Raw genomic sequence first — 16,811 nt, 5'->3', positions numbered from 1 at the left:
CGCAGCCACAAAACGCGGTCGTTGGACCGTCGTACTTTCAGGGTAAAACTAGCGGACGTTGTGCTAAGCGCCGTTATGGGAGTGTAAAATTATGTAAATAATGCGTGGTATCTGCCTGGCATCACTCGCCAATCTCGATGATGATATTCAAGCCGCCCTGCGTGCCATTTTCTGCACGAATCTTCCCATCCAGTATCTCGAGGGATTGCCGGGCAATTGCCAGTCCCAGCCCGTGGCCCGCGACTTCGGCCGTATCGACGCCACGTTGAAACGGCTCGAAGATGCGTTCGATTTGTTCTTCGGGCACGCCTGGACCCTGATCGCAAACCGTCACACGCAGTATTTTGCGGGCCTGGATTTCGACGCCGCGTGCCTCGATCGTCACCTTCGTTCCGGCATTCGTATATTTCACTGCGTTTCGCACGACGTTCTCAAGCGCCCGGTACACAAGTTCGCCGTTGATGTTGCAGACGAATGTGGGAATCGAATCCAGGGTCACGGTAACGTCTTTGGATTTTGCCTCGAACGCGGCATCATCGACGATGGCACTCAGCAGATCGATAATATCGATTTTGCTCTTTCCGAACGACGAGGCATATCCGGAATTGAGTTTGGCCAAGGTCAGGATTTCGTCGACAAGCGTGTCCAGCCGTTCGATCTCGCGTTCCATGCGCGACATCATTCCCTCCAGTTTGGCGGGGTTCTGGCGTAGAACGCCGATCGCCGCTTGAATGCGGGACAGCGGCGAACGGAGCTCATGCGAAACGTCGTGGTACAATCTTTGCTGTATCTGCTGCAACATCTGGAGTTTGGACGCGGTGGAGTCGAAATCCAATCCGAGATCGGAAATCTCATCCCGTCGTCGTCCGAATTTCTCGCCAATTCGAATGTGGAGTTCACCGTTCGCCAGAGCGTTCAACCCATTTTTCAACGTGACGATCGGACCCGCCAGATAATTGGCCAGCCAAAACGCTGCGATCAGGCTGGCCACGGCGGCCACGAGAAAGGGAGCGGCGAGAAACGCGAATGCCCTTGAACCATTTTCAACGGCCCGCGCAGAAAGCTGGTAACACACAGAGCCGGACCTGACGACTTGCATCGATTGAAAAATGCCGTTTCCGTTTTCGCATTCCCTATCGCCGACCGCCTGAATATCCAGCGTCAGCCTCGGCGCGGACAACACGGCGGCGCGGGCTATCGGAGCGATCAGGTCCGGCCCTCCGTGCGAGACGAGTTCTTTTGCCATCTCTAGAACAGTTGCGCGTTTCTGCACCTCCAACTCGTGGTCTGGTGGTCGAAACTGGAAAATATTGTTGAGCAGGATGAGCATGCTCAACAGGCCTGCAATCGACAGCCAGATGACGACAAACAGTTTCCAGAAGAGACGGCTCATTTTTCCTGGACCAATTGATAGCCTTGGCCGCGCACCGTTCTTATCCAAGACTGCCCATCCTTTTGCAGACCAAGTTTCTGGCGGATGCTGCTGATATGAACGTCGATCCCTCGATCGAAAGGCGTCAAGGCTCTGCCGAATGCCCGGCGCGATATCTCGCTCTTCGAAACCAGTTGACCGGTGTTGCGTACAAGAACTTCCAGCAGGTTGAATTCGGCACCGGTCAGCTCCAAGGGCATTCCATACCATTCCGCATTCCGTGTGGCTGGATACAAAAGGAGGTTTCCGGCTTGCAGCTTGGTCGGCGTCTGATCGATTTCGCTGGATTTATTGTATCGCCTGAGAATGGCGCGCAGTCGTGCGACGATTTCTCCAGGGGGGCATGGCTTAGGCACGTAATCGTCAGCGCCGAGGTTCAATCCGACGATGCGATCGATATTCTCGCCACGCGCTGACAGCATGAGAACCGGAATACTGCTTGTCTTGCGGATGCGCTGGAGAACTTCGATACCATTTATGCGTGGCATCATCACATCGAGAATGACGATTTCATAGGCATTCGACGTTGCTTCCTGAAGCCCTATCCGCGGATCATCGACAGCATGCGCGTCGAAACCCTCCTCGACGAGATATTCGACAAGCAGAGCCGTCAGTTCTTTGTCATCATCGATCAGCAAAACTTTCGTCATGATAAAGACCCATATGGTTGTTCCTTACATACCACGACACGTCGTCTCAACGTCGTTTTTCCGCTCACATTGATAATCACACAACCGCATTCACGATCTGCTGTCTGCCGTTCGTTTTTTGTCGGTCCAGCCAGGAGGCGCGCCCAACTTGGCGCCGATAGCACCTGTCAGGCCCGATGACCGTCCGAAACTTTCGCATGCAGCATATTTGGTTTTGCCACCAAGCCGCGACCAAATTTTCTGGCCCGACGGCAACGAGCCCATTCCGCCGAACGGGCTTTTGCCTAATGTCAGCATTTTTCCAAAATCATCGCCGAACGACTCGGCCAAGGCATATGCATCCCCGATCGGCGACATGCGTGCGCTTGTGGTGATTGAATCCGCCCCGCGTGCCCAGATCATGGCGGCTTTCTGCGCGCCGTCTGACCCCATCGCTTCCGCTTCGACCCCCAGCCCGCCGAGCCCGATGGGCAGGCGCGGGATCGACACCGGCAAGACGGCCGAACTTCCGAGAGATGTAACCACCGAGACACCGGCAACCATGGTGTTGGTCGGAAGGATATTGGTGATTGAGGCTCGGACCGTCAAATCCGCAGGTTGGTTGGCCGCGACGACTTCGAAGCGGTCACTCAGTGCCACGCACAAGGCCCGGTCAATGGCGTTTGCTGTCAGGCTTCGCTCTGCACCGTCTGGAATTTTGATGGCGGCAGCCGGCGATACGGTCGTCTGCTCGATCTTGATTGTCCTTGCCGCAGCCAGCGCAATCGCATCGACCTTAATTCTGGTTTTCGTTACCGCGCCGTTTGCAGGCTTCAGCCCGTCATAGGACGAAAGTGTTACTCCCTGCTGCACGGGCACGTTGGCGCAGCTGGCCAGCGACGTCACAGTTCCGATCATCAGGATCACAAGTCCGTTCAATCCACGATCCCGAAGTGGCATTTTATCACTGGTAAGACTCATGGATTTCCCTTCGACTTCCGGACCTCAGAACGCTTATGTCTCATATCGGCGCGGCTGTCTTTACATCAGTATAGGATGGGGCAGGAAAGACCGGACGATCTTTCCAAACGGTGCCGTTTTCCATTTCGGCAGCACCAAGATTGAAGACGGCGCGCATGTAACTCGTGCCGAATGGATCCAGCGGGTCATATTTTACGACCGTATCGATCGAGGCTACGTGGAAGCCGATCCCGGATTTTTGCGAAAATCCATAAAGTGCGACAAGCGCGCTTCGGGTCTGCGACTTGATCAAGGTCGAATAGGCGCGTGACATGACCGACAAAGTTCGATCTGTGGTGATGGCGAATTCCGGCATCAAGGCGTTGTTGGCGATGACATAAATATCCAGCTTCTGCCCACGTCGAACAGGCATCGATACGGCACTTGTCATCATGGCTTCGGGGACGGCAAGGAACTGCGTGGTCGATCCGCCGTCCGAGTGCATCTCCTCGAACGTATGTCCGCCGGACGTCGCTTTGATCATCACGGACGGATAAATACCGGGAATACTCGCTGATGCGATCAGAATCTGGCGGAAGAGCGCGAGCGCATCTGGCTTGCCGCTGTCGGCAATGGCACCCATGTTCCAAACCACAGCACGTTGCGCGTCGAGGTTCGAGGTCAAAACGAACAGTCTGCGACCTTTGCGGTGCTCGGCTGCAATCAGGGCAACAACATCGGTGGTAATATTCTGTTCGACCAGTCGGCGAAGAGGCTCCGGCTTCGCCAAGCTTTGCCCCAGCAACCCGACTGGAAGCGGCTTCGTCTGAAGCAGGGTTTTGGCGATGCCGCTGGTGTACAGCTGGACGAGGTCTTTGTCGTATCGAGACCCAAGAAATGCGTAAGGCGCAATGAGCGCGCCCGTGCTGACACCCGTGACCATGTCGAAGTTCGGACGCGTTCCCTTTTTGCTCCATGCAGACAGGACACCGACTCCGAATGCGCCACCCGCGCCGCCGCCGGAAATAACCAGAAGACTTTGATTCTTTGACGCCGTGCGCGGCATCCAGATGCCGTTTTGGGGCAACGGACCTTCAGCATCCAGGTAGACGCGCAGTTTCGAAAAACCTGGCACTTCTGCGTCTTGAGCGTCAGCGGCCGAATACGCTAAACGGCCGGTGCTCATGCAGCTCGACAGCGATGCGGAGACAACAAGCACCATGGCCAAGAGACGCAACAGCGCCGATTGATTGACGAATGATATCTGCATAGGCTCCACGGTCTCGTTTGCAGAATATCTCTAGCGACTGGTCTGTTAAGTACAGTCAGCTCGATGTAAATTTATGTAAAGACACGGTTGACGCCCTGAGGAGGCCCACCACTGTCGTATAAGCGATCCCGCTCGTCTCGGCCCGATGGCTACATGCTCGATATCGCCTTGATGGCGCGGTCGGGAGCTTCCGAAATCCAGCTTGATCGGATGCTGGATTACCGGACAAATCTGGAGCGATATCCCGAATTCCGGGGGTATTTCCGCAGGAGCCAACTGCATTTCCTCGCGGTTTGGGGTCGTCACGATCCAGCCTTTGTTCCGGCGGAAGCCGAAGCCTACAAACGCCAAACGCGCATGTGCATCTGCTCGACACAGGCCATTTCGCGTTTGAAACTCACGCGAGCGAGATCGCTCAGATTATCCGCAGCGTCCTCGGCCAGCACCTAGATCGGCCGAGGATGAGACACCCAAATCGTCACCACATTTCGATGCGATGCAAGATGACAAATAGGATTGGGGATCGAGGTCGTCTCACCATCGATAGTCACGATAACCGTGCCGACCACGCCATTCGCGTTGCTGATGCCAATCCCGGCGCTCTCGCCATTCGCGGTGATCGCGTCTGTCGCGCCACTCTCTTCTTTCTGCCCACCGATCACGTCTGTCCCATCGATCGCGATATTCGCGCGGCGGCCCATTTGGTCGGCAATAGCCACGAGGAGAGAGGTGGAAGCCACGTCCGCACGTGTAGTCCACCTTCTGCACGGATGATGCTGACGGGATGGATGGTTGCGCTAACGGCATGGCGTTAGCCACGTTGGCGAACACACTGCTTAGAATTATTCCCGCGCTTAATATTATTTTGCGCATCTCAGATCACTCCGTTGAAGGTAGCCTAATTTAGCGACCCGGCTCGTGAACCATGCCTGAATGAATGTTGACGTTTTCGTGGCAGTGCCAGGTAGGCGGATGGACGGATGCGGCGACCTTTGAGTCCGTAAAGGGATATAAAGGAAGGCTCTGGGCCAGATTGAAAACGTCGGCATTATCCTGACGTGGCGCCTTGTATCCAGCGTGGCGCAGTGTGCCGTCGGCGATGGGTCAGGATATCTGCACGCCATGCCGTTTGATTTGTACGGAAACAGGTCTAATGGTTCTCTAAAGCATGCCGATGGGAGAATGAAACAGTCTCTTGCGTTGGTGATTACCATTACTGGATATGATGTTCACGACCAAGGATGGGCTCAATGATCACACTTGAGCAGATCGCTTTCCGCGCAGGATGCTCCGTCAGCACGGCAAGCCGTGTCTTAAACAGGACTGGCCCGGTGAGTGCCGAAATGGTGCGCAAGGTGCGTCGGGCGGCAGCGGAGCTTGGTTACAGGCACGTCAAGAACAGAGATGGATATGGGCGGCGATCGCGGCCGGTTGTTGGCGTGCTGGTGCCGAGCATTTCCAATCCAGTGTTTGCCGCATCACTTGCGGGAATCCAGCACCGGTTGCAGGCGGCGGGGCACAGCGTGCTGATTGCACAATCAAATTACGATCCGTCCAGTGAGACTGCGGCGGTTGCCTCGCTGTTGGAGGAACACCCGACCGGGTTGATCCTGACACTTTGCGATCCGCGATGCAGCGATGTACTTTCGGCTGCTCTTCCGCCCACGGTTCTTCTCAACAACCTGCCGATGCCGAGGTTTCAGGCGGCCGTCACGGTCGATAATTTTCAGGCGAGTTACGAACTGACAGCGTTTCTATTGAGCAAGGGTCATAGGCGTGTTCTGTTCGTTTCGGGCCATTTTACCTCGTCGGACCGGGCGCGGCTGCGGTACGAGGGGCATTGCCAGGCGCTGAACGACAGCAATCATCAGCCGCTCGAAGCTTTGCAAATTGCCTTTCTGGACGGATACGAAAACCTCGACCTGCTGGATGTGGTGGAGAACATCCGCCCAACAGCCATTATCGCCTCCAATGATCTTCTGGCACTGGGTGTCATCGGTGCATTGAGACGGCACGGAATTTCTGTGCCTCACGATATCTCGGTTTGCGGTTTTGATGGCATTGCGATCGGACGGCTGCTTGATCGGCCTTTGACCACCATCAAGATGCCTGACGCCGATATGGGAACGGCGGCTGCCGCGCTGTTGCTGGACATTGCCGAGAATGCAGCACCACCTAGACATCTGCGGGTTGGGCATCAATTGTTTGCCGGGGCAACCGTGGCCTTCGCAAAGTCTTAGTTGCTGGACGCATCTGTTATAATCAACGAAACATGCGAATAAAAAGAGGCGGCTTTGCCGCCTCTTTCCGTGCGATGTCAGCCTGTTATGAGGACTTGCGTGGCAGAAGCTTCTTCACTTCGCCAGCTGCGTCGTTGAGAGCGTCATCCGGCGTAGCGTTTTGTTCAACGATGCGGGAGAGATTTTCAACGATGGTCTGCGTAACCTTGACACCGTTGCTGCCAGGGAAGGCGTACCACGGGATCATACGCGACATCTGTGAAAGACCGGCTTGGAACAGCGGGTTTTCCTTGTAGAAGTTGCCGAGATATTCCGGTGACTTTGCAGCCAGTTCGTTGTTTGGAACGTAACCGGTGCCGGGCACGACAACGGATGCGCCGTATGGACCGGCAGCAAACTTGGCGAATGTCCATGCAGCCTTCTGCTTTTCGGCATCCTTGGTCAGAATGACGACGGCGTTGCCGCCCGTTGGCAGCTTACCGTTTTCTGCGTCGATCAGCGGGATCTGGGCCGTGCGAAGGTCGAACTTGTCGCCGACATTCTTGATGGTGTTACGCAGCGCGCCGGTTGTCTGGAACGCAAAGCCGATCTTGCCAGCGGCAAAAGCCTGTTCGCCAGCCTGCTTGGTCAAAACGGGAAGTCCGCCTTCCTTGACCATCTTGTCGAGCACGGCAACGGCTTTCTGGCCAGCTTCACCATTGAACGTGACCTTGGTTTCGTCTGCATTCAGCATGGTGCCGCCTGCGCCGAACAACAGTGCTGAGAACATCCAGTCGTCGCCCTGCCAGCGGAAGTCGATGCCTTCATTGCCATCGCCGAGCGCTTTGATCTTGCCACCAAGCGCGATCACTTCGTCCCATGTCTTTGGCGGAACGTCAGGATTTCCACCGGCTTTGCGAACGAGGTCGGCGTTGTAATACATGATCGGGTTGGATGTCGCGAAAGCCAGACCAACCTGCTTGCCATCCACCTGAGCGAGCTTCAGGATGGTGTCGGAGAAACCCTGCTCGGCCATGTTACCGTCAGCAGCAACCAGCGGTCCCAGATCGACAGGGATGTCGCGCTCACTGACTATGCGCAGGCGGTTGAGGCCGATGAAGGTCAGATCAGGCATTTCAGCCGTTCCGGCCTGACGCATGATGGTCTGAATGCCTTCTTCATATGTAGCCGAAGGGTTTGCGAACTGGATCTTGATCTCCGGGTTTTCTTCCATGAACTTCTTGGAGATGTTGTCCATGACATCCTTGAAGAAGCCCGGCATTGGATAATGCACTGTGAGGACGGTTTCTGCCTTCGCCGGTAAGGCCGCAAAGGCAACTGAGACGGCAAGCGCCGTCAATGCGTGTCTGATCAGTTTCATGGCACGTTCTCCGTTGAGAGGTAGATTGTTGTTGGTATGTCTGTCCGGCTCAGCCTTTGAGACCGGTCATGGTGATGCCTTCGACAAAGCGCTTCTGGGCAGCCAGAAAGGCAATGACGAGGGGAAGGGTGATGATCAGCGTTGCCGCCATCAGTGCGCCGTAATCGTCTCCGGCTTCGGCGGCGCGGAAATAGAGCAGGCCGAGTGGCGGTGTGGCGTAGGACTGGTTGGTGACGACGATCAGCGGCCAGAACAGATCGTTCCAGTGGGCAACCACTGAGAAGATCGCAAAGGCGGTAACCGCAGGCCAGGCGTTCGGCAGGATGACGCGCGCAACGATGCCCGCCTCGCTCATGCCATCCAGACGGGCGGCGTGAATGAGATCATCCGGCATGGCACGAAAAAACTGTAGAAACAGAAAGATCGCAAAGACCGAGATGGAGAAGGGGGCAACCAGCGCCAGATAGCTGTTGAGCGCCGACATCCGATCAAACGCGACATAGAGTGGCAGTGCTGTCGCATGGATCGGCACCAGAAGACCGAGCATGACCAGTACCATTAAGGCACGGGCTGCTTTGAACTTCAACTTGGCCATGGCATAGGCGCAGGGGATAGCAACGATGACCTGAATGAACAGGATGAGTGCGCAGACGATCGCACCGTTCAACAGGAGGTGCGGCATGGACACCCGCGTCATGGCCTTGGTGAAATTGGCCATGTAGCTCCATGTCAGCGGGATGAGCGACAGCGACGAGGAGAAGATTTCGCTCTGCGCCTTGCCCGCCGTCGAGATCATGAAAATATAGGGCGACAGGAAGATGAGCGCGCCTATCGTCAGGATGGACAGACGGATGATGCGTCCGACGGTCATGCCCGGGTGTGTCATGGTGGGATGGCTCATGAGTAGTGCACCTTGCGGTCAAGAACGCGGTACTGGAGGAACATCAGAACCACCAGAATGGCGAGGAAGATCACCGTCATGGCCGAGGCGTAGCCGACCCGCAGGTAGACGAAACCCTCCTGATAGATGGTGAAAAGCAGAACTTCGGACGCCTTGTTCGGGCCACCTTCGGTGAGTGCCTTGACCGTTTCGAACACCTTGACCGAGTTGATGATGCTGATCGTCACGACAAACAGCGTGGTCGGTCCGAGCATTGGCCAGGTGACCAGCCGGAACCGTTCGAAACTGGAGCGCACGCCATCCATTTCGGCAGCCGCGTAGAGATCGCGTGGAATGGCTGTCAGGCCCGCCAGAAAAAGCACCATATTGAAACCAACCGACTGCCAGATGCCGATGATGGCAAGGCTCGGCAGGACCGTGCTGGACGAACCGAGCCAGTTAGGACCGGTTATACCGAAGACGGCGAGCAACATGTTCACCGGCCCGATGCTGGGGTGCAGCATATATTGCCAAACGGTGGCCATGGCGACGAGCAGCGAGGCAACCGGCAAGAAATAGACGGTGCGGAAGAATGCGCGTGCACGCGGCTCCGCCTCGATCAGCATGGCAATGCCCAGGCCGATGAAGATGGAAAACGGGGTGACGATGGCGGTGTACACCACCGTGTTCCACAGGGACTTGCGGAACGTGCGATCACTGAAAAGCTCCGCGTAGTTTTCAAAACCGACAAAGCGGAAATCCGAATAACCCAGTTCGAAATCGGTAAAACCGAGCACGATGACGGCAAGTGCGGGAACGATGATGAACAGCATCATCAAGGTGATTGCGGGCGCAGCCAGCAGCCATGCCACGCGGCTTTCGCGCCGGGCGGCGATGTCGGCCTGCGACGGTGCAGATCTCGTAAACGCTGTCGCGGAGGCAGTGAGATCAGCCATGGAGCAGCTCCGGCGCGCCAACGGTGGAGACTTCCGTGCTGATACGTTCACCTTCGCTGGCAAACAGCATCGCCTTGTCTGGCTGGATGGCCAGATACACCGGCTTTCCGGGGCCAAGGTTAGCGGCATCTGATGGCGTCAGCTTGACGACAACCGTTTCACCCATGCCGTTCAGGCGGGCAAAAAGAATGACCTCAGAGCCGAGAAATTCCAGGCGTTCCACCGTGGCGGCTATTGTGTCCTTCGACTGCGACGCCAGCGTTACGAATTCCGGGCGGATGCCGACAGTGACGTCATCGCCATGCGACAGGCTGGACGCTGCAATGGTGATGCCGCCGAACTGCACCATGCCGTTGGCCGTGGCCTTGGTGGGAAGCAGGTTGATGCGCGGCTGGCCGATGAAACGCGCAACCTCGATATGCGAGGGGTCTTCGTAGATTGCCTGTGGCGTTGCCAGTTGCAGCAATCGGCCACCGATCATCACGGCCACACGGCTGGCCATGGACAGGGCTTCGGACTGGTCATGCGTCACGTAAAGGGCAGGCACGCCGGATTTGCGGTGCAGTTCGACGATTTCGCCACGGGCATGCACACGCAGGTTGGCGTCGAGGTTGGACAATGGTTCGTCCATCAGGAACAGGGCAGGGTGGCGGACCATGGCGCGGGCGAGCGCCACGCGCTGGCGCTGGCCGCCGGACATCTGGCCAGGCTTGCGATCCAGCAGGTGGCCGATCTTGAGGGACGAGGCCATGGCCTCGACTTCCCTCAGAATGCCCTGACGGATATTCTTCTGGCCCGGCATGAGGTTGCCGATCAAAGGCAGGCGCTGGGTGGCCGTCAGGCGGCGCATGGCCAGTGGCACGGCAATGTTCTGACCGGCGGTCAGATGTGGATAGAGTGCATAGGACTGGAACACCATGGCGATGTTGCGGTCCGCAGCCGTCAGGTTCGACAGCGTCTTGCCAGCAAGGCTGATCTCGCCGCCATCGGCGTGTTCCAGACCGGCGACAATGCGCAGCAGTGTGCTCTTGCCGCAGCCCGACGGGCCGACAAGCGCGATGAATTCGCCGGGTTCCGCTTCAAGGCTGACACCCTTGAGAATATCGTTGGCGCCGAAGGATTTGGTGATGTTGGAAAGGGACAGGACGCTCATTCGGCGGCTTCCTTCTTCTTGACGGCAGAGGGGTAAACCTCGGCCACCACGTCATCGAGGAAATAGGGTTTCAGGCCATCGACCGCGACCAGACGGCTTTCGACAGTGTCTCCGAGTTCGTGGATGGCCGCGCCGACGAGGCGTTCGCCGGGCATTTCGCGTTCCATGGCCCCAAGTATGAAGGAGGAAGGCGGTGCCCAGACAAGGCTGGTGTTTTCATGACGGCCAATCCAGCTCCAGTGCAGGTGACCCGAGCCAACCAGTGCGACATCGTGCTTGGCAATGAGACCAAGCAGGCGCATGCGCGGTGCGAACGGAGCGCTCCAGTACCCTGCTTCCGGCTCCTTCGCGTCATCGACAAACAGCGGTTTGTGGGTAAAGATTGCCACACGGCGGCCTTCCCGGCTCGCGAGCTGGTCTTCAAGCCAGCGTTCCTGTGCTTCCTCTTCCGCACCACCGAGGCCAATCAGAAGGCTGTTGAGGCCGATGATACGCCAGGTGTCTGTGTCTTCGACCCAGTAGTCAGGGCCGACGAGGCGGTGCCAGCGTTCGAGACGTTCGGTGTTGACGGGTTGGGCCGAGCCGTGGAAATGGCCGACGTCGTGATTGCCCGGGACGATCAGCACCGGCATCGACAGCTGGCGCATCATGTCCATGGCGAAGGCGATGTCCGCCTCGAAATCCGCGCCATCGATGCTGAGGTCGCCGGTGTGAATGACGAAATCTGGTTTCTCGCTCTCGATCCAGCGGACCAGCGGTTCCCAGTTGTCGTTAAAATGCGACTTGCTGGGGCTGAGGTGAGTGTCGGTGATATGGACAATTTTCAAGACGAAACTCCGGAAACTTAGATTTTCCGGAGAATGCTCTAAAGCACGACCGGCATTTGTTTCCGCCGTCTTTAGTCGCTGATGATGTCAGTGTGGCTACAGCTTTTGTCAGTAAATTTTCAGTTTTGTTGCAAAATCTTCACAAGTTCGACGCTCTTAGAGGCAAGCGGATCCCCGGCTAAACTCCAACTGTGCAAGCCAAGCGTGCAGGGGTGCCTCACCGGTCTGCCACAGAGCCCAGAAGTAATACAGTTTCAGAGAATTCGTATCGCAAACGGCAGACCTATGGCTCGCACCATTGCAACAGCGTCGGACGACGGCCTCTCGACTCTCCACCCTTCGCCTGCAAGTCGACGTTTTCGACCTCGACATTGGTGGGGGCAGTTTCAACAGTCGCATGGCGAGGGAGAAGGAATCGTCACCGTCGTGCCTCTTCCAACCGCGGAATGAATCCTGACGTGTCCGCCTGACTGGTTCACGAGCCATGGATCATCGACAGGCCCAGGCCCGTATCAAGCCCGATGGGCTTGGTCGTGAAAAAAGGTTCGAATGCACGCTCCACCACTTCGGGCGTCATGCCGACGCCGTTATCCGAAACGGCCATGTAGTGCTCAAGCTCGTTGAAGCGTCCCTGCCCAATGCGGGTTTGCATCAGGTCGAGCGAACCGGAGATGCCCGCGAGCAGGTTGTTGAAGCCGCGGGCAAGGCCGCCGGTGAGTTGCCCGACCGCATCCATCTTCTGGCTTTGCCGCAGCGCTTCCTGAGCCTGCTCCAGTTCCGCCTCTCGCGCTTTCACATGACTGAGATCGCGCCCGACGGCGATGAAGTTTACGCCGTCACGCTCGGGGGCGACGGTCCACGACGGATGATTCTATTTCCGCCTTTAGCCAGCCGACGAAGGCCTCCACGGCCGATTTTTTTTTGGAAAGCGGGTCGAAATGCGCCCAGTAAGCGGCCTTCTCCGAACTGATGTTTATCGTTAGAGGTCTTACAAGCTGCCCGCTCTGGAGATACTTCTGGACGAGAAGGCTTCGGCCCATGGCAATACCCTGACCATCAAGCGCTGCCTGCAATACGATATTATAATCCGTAAGATGCACTTGTTTGGCTTGCCCCAAATGGATTTCCGCCGCCTCAGACCACAATTGCCATTCGAGACCGCTCTTCGACTGCAATATCGTATAATCGAGCAGGTCTTGTGGGGATTGGAAACGGGCACCGTTGTCATAGAGGGCTGGGCTGAGAACAGGAAAAAGTTCTTCGTTGGCAAGATGCACATATGCCTGTTTGCTGGTATCGAATTCGCCAAAGCGGATCGCCACGTCTGCTTCCCCGCGGCTGATATCAACGACCCTTAATGTCGGGTCCAGTTCGATGTCTATCTTCGGATGATCTTTGTGAAACCGGTCAAGTCGGCTGACAAGCCAGTTGGCGGCGAAAGACGGCAGTAAGCTAACCCGCAATCTTGTTTGCCCTGAACGTGCACGCACCTTGGCTGTGCCCTCCGATAAAAGCGTCAATGCATGATCCACGGTTGCAAGGAACATTGCACCTTCTTCGGTCAATTCGATGCTTTTGCTCCTGCGCCTAAAAAGCGAGGTGCCCAATGAGTTTTCGAGCTGCTTGATGTGGTGGCTCACCGCGCTTTGAGTGATCAGAAGCTCTTCTCCGGCCAGGCGAAAGCTAAGTTGGTGGGCCACAGCCTGGAAAACTCTGACGGCGGAAAGCGGAGGAAGAAGCGGAGAGTTTCGCAAATCAGGTCGGACCTCAAACAGAAGCGGCTGCATGACATTAGCGATTTCGATCGCAAGGCGTAAAGCTTTGAATTGGAACGCGGCTCTTTTTTCTTCCATGAAGAATAAAAAGGAGAAACACATGTCGACATCTATTCGCGAAAAACTGGCTACCCTCGGAATCGAGCTGCCCGCACCTGCTGCGCCCGTTGCGAGCTACGTATCCGTTGTCCGTTCAGGCGGCCAACTACTCATCTCCGGCCAGATCAGCAAGGCTGCAAACGGTGAGGTTCTTGCTGGAACGCTCGGCGCTGGGTACTCACACGCGCAGGGCATAGAGGCAGCACGCATCGCGGCTATCAATGTTCTTGCCCAGATCGCTGTCAGCACCGACGGTTCACTTTCCTCAGTGCGCCGTATCGTGAAGCTCGGCGTATACGTCGCTGCGACGAAGGACTTCACAGATCATTCGCAGATAGCAAACGGCGCCTCTGATCTCATGATTGCTGTTTTTGGCGAGGCCGGAAGCCATGCGAGAGCAGCGCTTGGCATGAGCTCACTTCCCGCAGGTGCCGCTGTCGAGATCGACGCAATTGTGGAGCTGGAGGGCAACCAGTGCTGACGGACGCTACGATCCAAATTTTGCGCGATGACACCCCCGGCTGCGCCGAACTCATTCATTTTAATCACTCCGGAGCATCACTGCCCCCAAAGCGCGTGACAGACGCTGTCGTCAGCCACTTGAAACGAGAGGCTTTACGAGGCCCAATGGAGGCCGCCGCGCAGGTTGCAGATCGGCTTTCAACTCTGCGCGCAAATGCTACGAGATTGATCGGCGCCGAAGCAGGCGAGATCGCATTCGGCACATCTGGCTCCGCCGTTTGGGGGATGGTCTTTGCAGCGTTGCCGCCGCTGCGTCCCGGCGATCGAATTCTGGTCGGCAGGCAGGAATGGGGCGGCAATGTTGCAACGATGCAGCGTGCCGTGGCCCGCGCAGGCGCGACGCTGGAGGTTATTCCCTGTCGTGATGATGGAAGCGTCGACGCGGATGCTCTTGCCGCAATGATCGACGACAAGGTGCGGCTGATCTCGCTTACTTGGCTTCCCGCAAACGGGGGGCTGATAAACGATGCCGAAGCAATCGGCAAAATCGCCAATGCGGCGGGCATACCCTATTTGGTTGACGCCGGGCAGGCACTTGGGCAGGTGCCAATCGATGTTGCAAAAATCGGTTGTGATGTCCTGAAAGCTGCGGGACGGAAATATATCAGAGGTCCGCGTGGCACCGCTCTACTTTATATCCGTTCGACATTCCTCGAAACATTGGAACCCGTATTTCTGGACGTGAGTTCCGGCCCACTGGTAGACTGGATGCCGGAACTGAGAACAGATGCCCGTCTGTTCGAAACATCCGAAGCATCGGTCGCTTTGCACATGGGTCTTGGAGAAGCAATCACCCTTGCGTCAGAGCTGGGCATTGATGCGATCCACAATCGGATTGGCATTCTGTCGGCCATACTTCGGCAAGGGTTACAGGCTGTTCCGGGAGTTGAGGTGCGCGATCTCGGCACAAGGCAGTCTGGATTGGTCTCTTTCACGGTTGAAGGGGTCTCAGCCTCGAACGTCAAAAGCAGGTTAGCCGAAAAAAGCATCACAATTGGAGCGAACGGGGTGGCTTATACGCCGTTCGACATGACGGCTCGCGGATTGCGCGAGATAGCCCGTGCTTCGGTCAGTTATTTTAATACCGTGGGTGAGGTCACGCGTCTCGTCGAGGCGGTCACACAACTCGCGAGGATATCTCGTTGATGGAAAGAAGATTTGCGATGGATCTGGGGATAGCTGGAAAACGTGCGATTGTGTGTGCCAGTTCGAGAGGTCTTGGCAAAGGCGTGGCACAAAAGCTTGCGGAGGCCGGTGCCATTATCACCCTCAACGGTCGCAACCGGGATGGACTCGAGGCGACAGCGCAAGAGATTCGTGAGCAGACGAACGCAGAAATTCGAACGGTTGTGGCGGACGTAACCACGGCGGAAGGGCGCCAGGCGCTGTTGGATGCGGAGCCTTCTCCCGATATTCTGGTGAACAATGCGGGTGGGCCACCGCCGGGATCATGGTCTGATTGGAGCGAGGAAGACTGGTTGAGTGCGCTCCACGCAAACATGCTCGCTCCGATCTCGCTGATGAAAGCGGTTTTGCCGGGCATGATCGATAGAAAATGGGGAAGGGTGATTAATATCACCTCGGCGTCAGTGAAGTCTCCTATCCCTGAGCTTGGACTTTCGAACGCGTCACGCAGTGGCCTGACTGGCTTTGTCGCGGGAACGGCAAGGCAAGTCGCCAAACATGGTGTGACAATCAACAACCTCCTTCCCGGTTCGCATGAAACTGATCGTATCGCAGCTCTTTTCGAGAAAACGGCAGCAGCGCGAAAGGTTTCCGCCGAGCAAGTGCGACAGGAGGCTCAGGCTGAAAATCCAACCGGTCGCTTTGGGACAGTAGAAGAGTTCGGTGCCGCCGCAGCGTTCCTGTGCGGCCAATATGCAGGCTATATCGTCGGTCAGAACCTATTGCTCGATGGTGGCGCATTCCGATCTACGCTTGGATAGCATTCCGCACATTCATACGCATTTGCTCCTGTTGCCAATGTGGGGCAACAGGAGGCTCGGTCACAATCGGCGTCAGGCGAATTTCATTATAAACTCAAGCCTGCCAATTCTTCAGAATCATTCGGATAAAATTCTGTCCGTCTGGCACCAGTTCGAAGGTGGCGTCGTCCAAGGCCCATTCGAGCATCAGGCCTCTTATGGAAGAAGAAAGAAGTGCGGCGGCCATGGCGGGCGTCCACGGTGCTGAGAGTTTCTTGCGGTTGTCTGCGGCTGTAAAGATTTGCGTCAGGGCAAGAAGCAAGGCTTGTTGGAACGCCTGTTTGTCGGCTGCCCCAGGCTCAACGGCGTCGAAATACATCATGACCCGCAACATGCCCTTATTGCGCTTGTCGGTATGCAATGTGGTAAACATTTTCTCGACAAAATCGGCAAGCGCATCCAACGGCTTGGACGCGTTATCCTGCATCATCTCCTCGGCCAGCGCTGAAAGTGGCTCTCGAAACTCGTCTCTCAAGGCGAACAGGATGCCCTGCTTGTTTTTGAAATGCCAGTGAACCGCGCCACGCGTGACGCTGGCGGCAGCGGCAATTTCTTCAAGAGTGACGTTCTCATAACCGTTCATGAGAAAAAGCTGCTCAGCCTTGCGAAGAATTTCTTGCCGTGTCTGGGCAGCTTCCTCTTTTGTGCGTCTCACGGTATTCTCCTCACATCACTACAGATTATGCGGATGCTTGCGCGCCCGTCCGTGCGAGCATAGCCGAA

Annotated in this window: 17 protein-coding genes and 1 pseudogene; 5 read left to right on the top strand and 13 right to left on the bottom strand. The window is 56.6% G+C overall.

The features are described 5' to 3' along the window. Positions 1-121: 121 nt before the first annotated feature. From RMR16_RS16370 to RMR16_RS16355, 4 genes are all read right to left on the bottom strand, one after another. On the bottom strand, positions 122-1,393 hold the full coding sequence (locus RMR16_RS16370) for a HAMP domain-containing sensor histidine kinase (protein ID WP_320199736.1): 1,272 nt from the start codon (positions 1,391-1,393) through the stop codon (positions 122-124). Continuing rightward, positions 1,390-2,082, bottom strand: a complete 693-nt coding sequence (locus tag RMR16_RS16365) for a response regulator transcription factor (protein ID WP_320199735.1) — start codon at positions 2,080-2,082, stop codon at positions 1,390-1,392. The genes RMR16_RS16370 and RMR16_RS16365 overlap by 4 nt, the downstream gene beginning before the upstream one ends. Before the next feature lie 90 nt (positions 2,083-2,172). Next, positions 2,173-3,042 carry a DUF3313 domain-containing protein gene (locus RMR16_RS16360; RefSeq protein ID WP_320199734.1) on the bottom strand — a complete coding sequence of 290 codons (870 nt, stop codon included), beginning with the start codon at positions 3,040-3,042 and terminating at the stop codon, positions 2,173-2,175. Between the two features lie 40 nt (positions 3,043-3,082). Further along, positions 3,083-4,291 (bottom strand): patatin-like phospholipase family protein, encoded by a 1,209-nt coding sequence (locus RMR16_RS16355; protein ID WP_413785987.1) that lies wholly within the window; start codon positions 4,289-4,291, stop codon positions 3,083-3,085. Positions 4,292-4,444: 153 nt separating this feature from the next. Here RMR16_RS16355 and RMR16_RS16350 point away from each other — a divergent pair, with 153 nt between their 5' ends. Further along, on the top strand, positions 4,445-4,741 hold the full coding sequence (locus RMR16_RS16350) for a hypothetical protein (RefSeq protein ID WP_320199733.1): 297 nt from the start codon (positions 4,445-4,447) through the stop codon (positions 4,739-4,741). An 84-nt stretch (positions 4,742-4,825) separates the two neighbouring features. Here RMR16_RS16350 and RMR16_RS16345 read toward each other — a convergent pair whose 3' ends face one another. Further along, positions 4,826-5,164: a GCG_CRPN prefix-to-repeats domain-containing protein gene (locus RMR16_RS16345; protein WP_413785986.1), complete on the bottom strand. Its 339-nt coding sequence runs from the start codon at positions 5,162-5,164 to the stop codon at positions 4,826-4,828. A gap of 377 nt (positions 5,165-5,541) precedes the next feature. Here RMR16_RS16345 and RMR16_RS16340 point away from each other — a divergent pair, with 377 nt between their 5' ends. Further along, positions 5,542-6,531, top strand: coding sequence for a substrate-binding domain-containing protein (locus RMR16_RS16340; protein WP_320199731.1), 990 nt, complete (start codon positions 5,542-5,544; stop codon positions 6,529-6,531). Between the two features lie 85 nt (positions 6,532-6,616). Here the strand turns inward: RMR16_RS16340 and RMR16_RS16335 are convergent, their stop codons facing one another. The 7 genes and pseudogenes from RMR16_RS16335 to RMR16_RS16305 all read right to left on the bottom strand — a co-directional run bounded on the left by RMR16_RS16335 (position 6,617) and on the right by RMR16_RS16305 (position 13,584). Then, the gene (locus tag RMR16_RS16335; RefSeq protein WP_320199730.1) at positions 6,617-7,891 is read right to left on the bottom strand and encodes an ABC transporter substrate-binding protein; all 1,275 of its coding nucleotides are present in this window, start codon (positions 7,889-7,891) and stop codon (positions 6,617-6,619) included. A gap of 49 nt (positions 7,892-7,940) precedes the next feature. After that, positions 7,941-8,777: a carbohydrate ABC transporter permease gene (locus tag RMR16_RS16330; protein WP_320199854.1), complete on the bottom strand. Its 837-nt coding sequence runs from the start codon at positions 8,775-8,777 to the stop codon at positions 7,941-7,943. Between the two features lie 11 nt (positions 8,778-8,788). Continuing rightward, positions 8,789-9,727 carry a carbohydrate ABC transporter permease gene (locus RMR16_RS16325; protein ID WP_320199729.1) on the bottom strand — a complete coding sequence of 313 codons (939 nt, stop codon included), beginning with the start codon at positions 9,725-9,727 and terminating at the stop codon, positions 8,789-8,791. Then, the gene (locus tag RMR16_RS16320; RefSeq protein WP_320199728.1) at positions 9,720-10,880 is read right to left on the bottom strand and encodes an ABC transporter ATP-binding protein; all 1,161 of its coding nucleotides are present in this window, start codon (positions 10,878-10,880) and stop codon (positions 9,720-9,722) included. The genes RMR16_RS16325 and RMR16_RS16320 overlap by 8 nt, the downstream gene beginning before the upstream one ends. After that, positions 10,877-11,707 carry a metallophosphoesterase family protein gene (locus tag RMR16_RS16315; RefSeq protein ID WP_320199727.1) on the bottom strand — a complete coding sequence of 277 codons (831 nt, stop codon included), beginning with the start codon at positions 11,705-11,707 and terminating at the stop codon, positions 10,877-10,879. Before RMR16_RS16315 ends, RMR16_RS16320 begins: the two co-directional genes overlap by 4 nt. 404 nt (positions 11,708-12,111) lie before the next feature. Beyond that, positions 12,112-12,569 (bottom strand): annotated as a pseudogene (locus RMR16_RS16310) (sensor histidine kinase); the annotation flags it as partial. Continuing rightward, positions 12,544-13,584 (bottom strand): LysR substrate-binding domain-containing protein, encoded by a 1,041-nt coding sequence (locus tag RMR16_RS16305; RefSeq protein WP_413785985.1) that lies wholly within the window; start codon positions 13,582-13,584, stop codon positions 12,544-12,546. The gene RMR16_RS16305 and the pseudogene RMR16_RS16310, both read right to left, overlap by 26 nt. Here RMR16_RS16305 and RMR16_RS16300 point away from each other — a divergent pair. From RMR16_RS16300 to RMR16_RS16290, 3 genes are read left to right on the top strand one after another with little or no spacing between them, the layout of a single operon-like run. Then, positions 13,583-14,062: a RidA family protein gene (locus RMR16_RS16300; RefSeq protein WP_320199726.1), complete on the top strand. Its 480-nt coding sequence runs from the start codon at positions 13,583-13,585 to the stop codon at positions 14,060-14,062. The two genes, RMR16_RS16305 and RMR16_RS16300, sit on opposite strands and share 2 nt — an antisense overlap. After that, a complete protein-coding gene (locus RMR16_RS16295) occupies positions 14,056-15,249 on the top strand; it encodes an aminotransferase class V-fold PLP-dependent enzyme (RefSeq protein WP_320199725.1) in 1,194 nt (397 codons plus the stop codon). Before RMR16_RS16300 ends, RMR16_RS16295 begins: the two co-directional genes overlap by 7 nt. Before the next feature lie 17 nt (positions 15,250-15,266). Continuing rightward, the gene (locus RMR16_RS16290) at positions 15,267-16,049 is read left to right on the top strand and encodes an SDR family oxidoreductase (RefSeq protein WP_320199852.1); all 783 of its coding nucleotides are present in this window, start codon (positions 15,267-15,269) and stop codon (positions 16,047-16,049) included. A gap of 94 nt (positions 16,050-16,143) precedes the next feature. On the opposite strand, the gene RMR16_RS16285 is transcribed toward RMR16_RS16290, so the two are convergent. Further along, positions 16,144-16,743 (bottom strand): TetR/AcrR family transcriptional regulator, encoded by a 600-nt coding sequence (locus tag RMR16_RS16285; RefSeq protein ID WP_320199724.1) that lies wholly within the window; start codon positions 16,741-16,743, stop codon positions 16,144-16,146. Positions 16,744-16,811: the final 68 nt, after the last annotated feature.

The organism is Agrobacterium sp. rho-13.3 (assembly GCF_033957765.2).
GTDB lineage: Bacteria > Pseudomonadota > Alphaproteobacteria > Rhizobiales > Rhizobiaceae > Agrobacterium.
Note: the sequence above shows the minus strand (reverse complement) of the source record. Positions and strands in the feature narration are given on the sequence as shown.

Coding starts and splice junctions, on each gene's coding strand:
- RMR16_RS16355 (WP_413785987.1), bottom strand. CDS start 4,291: ATGCAGATATCATTCGTCAATCAATCGGCGCTGTTGCGTCTCTTGGCC.
- RMR16_RS16360 (WP_320199734.1), bottom strand. CDS start 3,042: ATGAGTCTTACCAGTGATAAAATGCCACTTCGGGATCGTGGATTGAAC.
- RMR16_RS16335 (WP_320199730.1), bottom strand. CDS start 7,891: ATGAAACTGATCAGACACGCATTGACGGCGCTTGCCGTCTCAGTTGCC.
- RMR16_RS16330 (WP_320199854.1), bottom strand. CDS start 8,777: ATGACACACCCGGGCATGACCGTCGGACGCATCATCCGTCTGTCCATC.
- RMR16_RS16340 (WP_320199731.1), top strand. CDS start 5,542: ATGATCACACTTGAGCAGATCGCTTTCCGCGCAGGATGCTCCGTCAGC.
- RMR16_RS16370 (WP_320199736.1), bottom strand. CDS start 1,393: ATGAGCCGTCTCTTCTGGAAACTGTTTGTCGTCATCTGGCTGTCGATT.
- RMR16_RS16350 (WP_320199733.1), top strand. CDS start 4,445: ATGCTCGATATCGCCTTGATGGCGCGGTCGGGAGCTTCCGAAATCCAG.
- RMR16_RS16365 (WP_320199735.1), bottom strand. CDS start 2,082: ATGACGAAAGTTTTGCTGATCGATGATGACAAAGAACTGACGGCTCTG.
- RMR16_RS16345 (WP_413785986.1), bottom strand. CDS start 5,164: ATGCGCAAAATAATATTAAGCGCGGGAATAATTCTAAGCAGTGTGTTC.
- RMR16_RS16300 (WP_320199726.1), top strand. CDS start 13,583: ATGTCGACATCTATTCGCGAAAAACTGGCTACCCTCGGAATCGAGCTG.
- RMR16_RS16320 (WP_320199728.1), bottom strand. CDS start 10,880: ATGAGCGTCCTGTCCCTTTCCAACATCACCAAATCCTTCGGCGCCAAC.
- RMR16_RS16290 (WP_320199852.1), top strand. CDS start 15,267: ATGGATCTGGGGATAGCTGGAAAACGTGCGATTGTGTGTGCCAGTTCG.
- RMR16_RS16305 (WP_413785985.1), bottom strand. CDS start 13,584: ATGTGTTTCTCCTTTTTATTCTTCATGGAAGAAAAAAGAGCCGCGTTC.
- RMR16_RS16325 (WP_320199729.1), bottom strand. CDS start 9,727: ATGGCTGATCTCACTGCCTCCGCGACAGCGTTTACGAGATCTGCACCG.